Genomic DNA, 6,731 nt, shown 5'->3' with positions numbered 1-6,731 from the left:
GCCCTGTTCGGCGGCCTTGTTGCCCCCAAGCCGATGCTCGATGTCAACGCGCTCTCCGACCACATGAAGAGAGACATGGGTTTCATGGATGTTCATGGGGCGCATCGCGACGACGAGGAGGCCATGGCCGCCGCTCGCCGCTTGCTGAGCATCAATGAGCTGCCGCGAATCTAGGCGCGGGATCGATGGCCGTCAGGCGTTGCGAAGACGCTCGACGGCCATCAACACACGCTCCGGTGTTGCCGGGGCATCGAGCCGCGGGCACTCGCGGTAATCGGCGACACTTGCCACCGCCATGGACAGCGCTTCCAGAACCGAGATCGGCAGCATGAAGGGCGGCTCTCCCACCGCCTTGGAGCGGCCGATGGTCTTCTCGACGTTGCTCGACCATTCGGCAAGCTTGACGTTGAAGATCTTCGGCCGGTCGGAGGCGAGCGGGATCTTGTAGGTGGAGGGGGCGTGGGTGCGAAGCCGGCCCTTGTCGTCCCACCAGAGTTCTTCCGTCGTCAGCCAGCCCATGCCCTGTACGAAGCCGCCCTCGATCTGGCCGATGTCGATCGCCGGGTTCAGCGAGCGGCCGACATCGTGGAGCACGTCGACGCGATCGACCATGTATTCGCCGGTCAGCGTGTCGATCGAGACCTCCGAAACGGACGCGCCATAGGCATAGTAATAGAAGGGCGTGCCGCGGCCGCTGGCGCGGTCCCAGTGGATCTTCGGCGTCTTGTAATAGCCCGCGGCCGAAAGCTGGATGCGGCCCATATAGGCCTGCTTGATGAATTCCGGGAAGGGGATGAGTTCTTCGCCGATCTTCACGTGGTTGGGCACGAAGCTGACATGGTCGGGCGTCGTCTGCCAGCGCTCGCAGGCGAAGGCGACCAGCCGTTCCTTGATCTGGCGCGCCGCGTCGTGAGCCGCCATGCCGTTGAGGTCAGAGCCCGAGGAGGCGGCGGTCGCCGAGGTGTTCGGCACCTTGCCCGTGGTCGTCGCGGTGATGCGCACCCGGTCGAGATCGACCTGGAAGCTGTCGGCAATCACCTGCGCCACCTTGATGTAGAGCCCCTGGCCCATCTCGGTGCCGCCATGGTTCAGGTGGATCGAGCCGTCCTGATAGATGTGCACCAGTGCACCGGCCTGGTTGAAGGCCGTCAGCGTGAAGGAGATGCCGAACTTGACGGGCGTCAGCGCGATGCCCTTGCGGATCACGCGGCTTGTCCGGTTGAAGCCGAGGATCGCCTGGCGACGCGCCTGATAGTCGGCGCTCTCTTCGAGCTCGGCGACGATCTGCGCGATGATGTTGTCTTCGAGCTGCTGGTGATAGGGCGTGATGTCGCGGCCGGAACCCTTCTCGCCGTAAAAATTCAGCTTGCGGATTTCGAGCGGATCCTTGCCGAGTTGATAGGCAATTTCCTCGATGATGCGCTCGCCGCCGACCATGCCTTGCGGTCCGCCGAAGCCGCGATAGGCGGTGTTCGACACCGTGTTGGTCTTCAACGGCTGCGAGGTGAGTTTTACATGCGGATAGAAGTAGGAGCTGTCCGCATGGAACAGTGCGCGGTCGGTGACCGGGCCTGACAGATCCGACGAGTAGCCGCAGCGCGCCGCATAATTGGCGTGGACCGCATGGATGCGGCCGTCGTCGTCATAGCCGACATCGTAGTCGACCAGGAAGTCGTGGCGCTTGCCGGTGGCCGTCATGTCCTCGTCGCGATCCGGACGGAACTTGACGGCGCGGTTGAGCCTCTTGGCAGCAACGGCTGCGAGCGCTGCGAACTGGTTGCCCTGCGTTTCCTTGCCGCCGAAGCCGCCGCCCATGCGGCGCACGTTGACGGTCACGGCGTTCGAGGGCACGCCGAGCACGTGCGAGACCATGTGCTGGATCTCGCTCGGGTGCTGGGTGGACGACCAGACGGCGACTTCGTCGTCCTCGCCGGGTATCGCAAGGGCGATATGGCCTTCGAGATAGAAATGCTCCTGGCCGCCGATGCGCATCTGTCCCTTGAGCCGGCGCGGTGACTTCTCCAATTCTGCCTCGGCGTCACCACGCTGCAGGGTCAAGGGCTGGGTCACGAGTTGGCCGCCATGGGCGACGGCGTCGAGAATGTCGGTGAAATGCGGCAGGTCGCGATAGGTGATCTTGGCCAGCCTTGCTGCCCGCCGCGCGATCTCGCGGGTTTCGGCAATCACGGCAAAGGCCGGTTGACCATGGAACTGCACGAGCCCATCAGCAAGCACCGGCTCGTCGTGCAGGTGGCTGGGGCTGATGTCGTTGGAATGCGGCATGTCCTTGGCGGTCAGCACCAGGACGACACCGGGCACGGCTGCGACGGCCGACAGATCCATGGCGGTGATTTCCGCGTGCGCCCGGTCGGTCATGCCGAGCGCGCCATGCAGCGTGCCTGCGGGTTCGGGCATGTCGTCGATGTAATCGGCCGTGCCGGAGACATGTTTGTGGGCGCTGTCGTGACGCTGCGAGGCATGCATCTCGCCGCGGATCGCCTTGCGTTCCTCGAAGGTGGATTTGTCCATTATCTCTCTCCCGCGGCGTAGCGCACGAGTTGCGCGGGTTCTCCACCGCTTTCCAGGAAGAAACGCATCAAGAGGTTTTTCGCCGCAAGCATGCGATAGTCGCTCGTGGCGCGCCAGTCGGTGAGCGGCTGGTAGTCGGTCTCGAAGGCGGCCTGTGCCGTACGAACTGTTTCTTCGTTCCAGGGCTTGCCGATCAATGCCGCTTCCACATGGGTGGCGCGCTTTGGCGTGGCCGCCATGCCGCCAAAGGCGATGCGTGCGGTCTGCACTGTGCCGTTCTCGACCGATAGACTGAAGGCGCCAAGCAAGGCGGAGATGTCCTCGTCGCGGCGCTTGGAAATCTTGTAGGCGGCAAAGAGATTGCCCGCCGGCAGGCGTGGCACGAAGATGCTCTCGACGAATTCGCCGGGCTTACGGTCCTGTTTGCCATAGGCGATGAAGAAGGCTTCGAGTGGCAGCGTCCGGCGACCCGCGGTCGAGCGCAGTGTCACGGTGGCGCCGAGCACGATCAGGGGCGGCGGGCTGTCGCCGATCGGCGAGCCGTTGGCGATGTTGCCGCCGATCGTGCCCATGTTGCGTACCTGTTCGCCGCCGATGCGGTCGATCAGTGGCCCGAGGGCAGGGAATGTCTTGCTGAGGGCGGCAAAGGCCATGGTGTAACTGACGCCGGCGCCGATGGTCAGGCCCGCATCGTTCTCCTCGATCTGCTGCAGTTCGGCTATGCCGTTGATAAAGATCACCGGGTTGATCGGCCGCATCTGCTTGGTCACCCAAAGGCCGACATCGGTCGAGCCGGCAACGACCGTCGCACTCGGATTTTCGGCGAGCGCCTTTGCCAGGCCGTCGCCGTCGGCCGGCACGATCAGACAGTGTTCGGCCTGGCGAACGGTGACGGTTTCAACCGGCGTCAGAGCCATCAACCGTGCGGTGATTGTTTCGCGCTCCCGTGTGATCGGGTCGAAGATTTCGGAAGGGCGCGCCTTGGCCGCCGCTTCCGCGGCGCGCACGATCGGCTCGTAGCCGGTGCAGCGACAGAGGTTGCCCTGCAGCGCCTTTTCGATGTCGGCTCGATCAGGGTTGTCGTTGCCGAGCCAGAGGCCGTAGAGCGACATGACAAAGCCGGGCGTGCAAAAGCCGCATTGCGAGCCATGGAAGTCGACCATCGCTTGCTGCACCGGATGCAGCGCGCCGTCCTGAGCGGCGAGATGTTCAACCGTAACCACATGGGTCGCCTGCAACGAGCCGAGGAAGCGGATGCAGGCATTGACGCTTTCGTAGACGAGCCTGCCGCCCACCATCCGGCCGACGAGCACGGTGCAGGCGCCGCAGTCGCCCTCGGCACAACCTTCCTTGGTGCCGGTCAGCCGGCGCTCCAGTCTCAGATAGTCGAGTAGGGTCGTGGTCGGCGCGATGTCCGAAAGGGCGATCTCGCGATCGTTGAGGATGAAGCTGATCGATCCGTTCGGCTGGGGCATGCCATTCATTCCCTGCTGCTGCATACGTCCTGAAATCACTTTGATCTTAGGTGGTTATGCAGAAAAGCAAAGGGCTGAACGGAGTTTTGCACGCCATGCGGGCAGCGCGAGGACATCAAGTCCGCGCTGCCGTCTTCTTGACAGATGTCGGCTGCTATTGCGCCGTCCAGCCGCCATCCATCGACACATGCGTGCCGGTGATCTGCGCGGCGTCCTCGCCGGCGAGATAGACGGCAAGCGCTGCGACCTGCTCGACGGTGATGAACTTCTTCGTCGGCTGGCCTTTCAGCATCACGTCGTTGATCACCTGTTGCTCGGTGATGCCGCGGGTGCGCGCCTGGTCGGGGATCTGCTTTTCGACGAGCGGCGTCAGCACATAGCCCGGGCAGATCGAATTGGCAGTGATGCCGCTTTCGGCGACTTCCAGCGCAACGGTCTTCGTCAGGCCGAGAACGCCGTGCTTGGCGGCGACATACGCCGCCTTGAAGGGCGAGGCGACGAGGCCGTGCGCGGAGGCGATGTTGATGATGCGGCCCCAGCCTTTCGCCTTCATGCCGGGAATGGCGGCGCGGATCGTATGGAATGACGAGGAGAGATTGATCGCGATGATGCGATCCCATTGCTCGATCGGGAAATCCTCGACCTTCTCGACATACTGGATGCCGGCATTGTTGACGAGGATATCGACGCTGCCGAAGCGCGTCGTCGCGGTGGCGATCAGGTCGGCGATCTCGGCGGGCTTGGTCATGTCGGCGCCATGATAAAGCACAGTTCCGCTCGTCAGCGCGCTGACCTCTTCCGTCGCCATTTTAATTTCGTCAGGGCTGCCGAAGCCGTTCAGTACGATGTTGGCGCCGCCCTTGGCGAAGACCTTGGCGATCGCAAGACCGATGCCGCTCGTCGAACCGGTGATGACCGCTGTTTTCGTCATTGCTTCTCTCTCCCTATGCAGCGCCGCCGACCGATTTTGTTGCGGCGCAACAGCCCCAGCCTAAGCGGAAAACGGCTGACCTGACAATTGTGTTTTTAACCTTTGGGTCGCAGACTTGCCGAGGGGATCGACGAAGCCGATTGGTTGCGTTTTGTTTTCGTTTGACATTCGTTTTGCCATCGTATTGAAGTTTTCGAAATGACGTCCCGCCCTTGTGGTCGGGTGAATAAACATGCGTGTGGCCGGGGAGGGGCATATGGGCGGATATATTCTCGCGATCGATCAGGGTACGACCTCAAGCCGGGCGATCGTCTTCGACGGCCAGCAGAAGGTTGTCGGCGTCGGCCAGAACGAATTCAGGCAGCATTTCCCGAAATCCGGCTGGGTCGAACATGATCCCGAAGAGATCTGGCAGACCGTCGTTTCGACCGTCGAGACGGCGATCGCCAAGGCAGGCATCAAGGCCAGCGACATTGCCGGCATTGGCATCACCAACCAGCGCGAGACCGTCGTCGTCTGGGATCGCGAGACCGGCAACCCCATCCACAATGCCATCGTCTGGCAGGACCGCCGCACCGCGTCCTATTGCGACCGGCTGAAGAAGCAGGGGCTGGAAAAGACCTTCACCAAGAAGACCGGCCTTTTGCTCGATCCCTATTTCTCCGGCACCAAGCTCAACTGGCTCTTGACCAACGTCGACAGGGCGCAGGCGCGCGCCGCCAAGGGCGAGCTCTGCTTCGGCACCATCGACACTTTCCTCATCTGGCGGCTGACCGGCGGCAAGTCCTTCGTGACCGACGCCACCAACGCCTCGCGCACGCTCCTTTACAATATTGCCGAGAATGCCTGGGACGACGAACTGCTGAAGATCCTGAAGGTGCCGCGCGCCATGTTGCCCGAGGTCAAGGATTGCGCCGCCGATTTCGGCGTCACCGATCCGGCGCTTTTCGGCGCGGCGATCCCGATCCTCGGCGTTGCCGGCGACCAGCAGGCAGCGACCATCGGCCAGGCCTGCTTCAAGCCGGGCATGCTGAAATCCACCTACGGCACCGGCTGCTTCGCGCTGCTGAACACCGGCAAGGACATGGTGCGCTCGAAGAACCGGCTGCTGACCACGATCGCCTACCGGCTCGACGGCGAAACCACCTACGCGCTCGAAGGCTCGATCTTCGTTGCCGGTGCTGCGGTGCAGTGGCTGCGCGACGGACTGAAGGTGATCAAGGCGGCACCCGATACCGGCTCGCTTGCCGAAAGTGCTGACCCGACACAGGAGGTCTATCTGGTGCCGGCCTTCACCGGCCTCGGCGCCCCGCACTGGGATCCGGACGCGCGCGGCGCGATCTTCGGCATGACCCGCAATACCGGACCGGCCGAATTCGCGCGCGCAGCGCTGGAAGCCGTCTGCTACCAGACCTGCGACTTGCTTGAGGCGATGCACAAGGACTGGCGCAACGACGGCAAGGAAACGGTACTGCGCGTCGACGGCGGCATGGTCGCCTCCGACTGGACGATGCAGCGGCTGTCCGACCTGCTCGACGCCCCGGTCGACCGGCCCGTCATTCTGGAGACGACCGCGCTCGGCGTCGCCTGGCTCGCCGGCAGCCGAGCCGGTGTCTGGCCGAAGCAGGAAGACTTTGCCAAGTCCTGGGCGCGCGATCGCCGCTTCGAACCGGCGATGGACGAAAAGACGCGCAAGGCCAAGCTCAAAGGCTGGCGCAACGCCGTCAAGCGCACGCTGAGCTAGGCGTCCGCAGTCCGGCCGTTTTCGTCTGGTCCCGCCCACGATCCGACACAGC

Annotated in this window: 4 protein-coding genes; 1 reads left to right on the top strand and 3 read right to left on the bottom strand. The window is 63.4% G+C overall.

Annotated features, from left to right (window positions below; genetic code table 11):
* Positions 1–192 precede the first annotated feature (192 nt).
* From xdhB to VGO04_RS26420, 3 genes are all read right to left on the bottom strand, one after another.
* On the bottom strand, positions 193–2,529 hold the full coding sequence (gene xdhB / locus VGO04_RS26430) for a xanthine dehydrogenase molybdopterin binding subunit (RefSeq protein WP_327498932.1): 2,337 nt from the start codon (positions 2,527–2,529) through the stop codon (positions 193–195).
* Positions 2,529–4,004, bottom strand: a complete 1,476-nt coding sequence (gene xdhA / locus VGO04_RS26425; RefSeq protein ID WP_327498931.1) for a xanthine dehydrogenase small subunit — start codon at positions 4,002–4,004, stop codon at positions 2,529–2,531. Before xdhA ends, xdhB begins: the two co-directional genes overlap by 1 nt.
* Before the next feature lie 154 nt (positions 4,005–4,158).
* Positions 4,159–4,935, bottom strand: coding sequence for a 3-hydroxybutyrate dehydrogenase (locus VGO04_RS26420; protein ID WP_327498930.1), 777 nt, complete (start codon positions 4,933–4,935; stop codon positions 4,159–4,161).
* 256 nt (positions 4,936–5,191) lie between these two features.
* Between VGO04_RS26420 and glpK the strand changes: the two genes are divergently transcribed.
* Complete coding sequence (gene glpK / locus VGO04_RS26415; RefSeq protein ID WP_327498929.1) at positions 5,192–6,679, top strand: glycerol kinase GlpK; 1,488 nt, start codon at positions 5,192–5,194, stop codon at positions 6,677–6,679.
* Positions 6,680–6,731: the final 52 nt, after the last annotated feature.

Source organism: Ensifer sp. (assembly GCF_035999185.1).
Taxonomy (GTDB): domain Bacteria; phylum Pseudomonadota; class Alphaproteobacteria; order Rhizobiales; family Rhizobiaceae; genus Ensifer.
The sequence above is the reverse complement of the archived record's forward strand: the minus strand, read 5'-3'. Positions and strand labels throughout refer to the sequence as shown.

Excerpts from the sequence above, each read along its gene's own strand:
- xdhB (WP_327498932.1), bottom strand. The coding sequence starts at position 2,529 with ATGGACAAATCCACCTTCGAGGAACGCAAGGCGATCCGCGGCGAGATG.
- xdhA (WP_327498931.1), bottom strand. The coding sequence starts at position 4,004 with ATGCCCCAGCCGAACGGATCGATCAGCTTCATCCTCAACGATCGCGAG.
- VGO04_RS26420 (WP_327498930.1), bottom strand. The coding sequence starts at position 4,935 with ATGACGAAAACAGCGGTCATCACCGGTTCGACGAGCGGCATCGGTCTT.
- glpK (WP_327498929.1), top strand. The coding sequence starts at position 5,192 with ATGGGCGGATATATTCTCGCGATCGATCAGGGTACGACCTCAAGCCGG.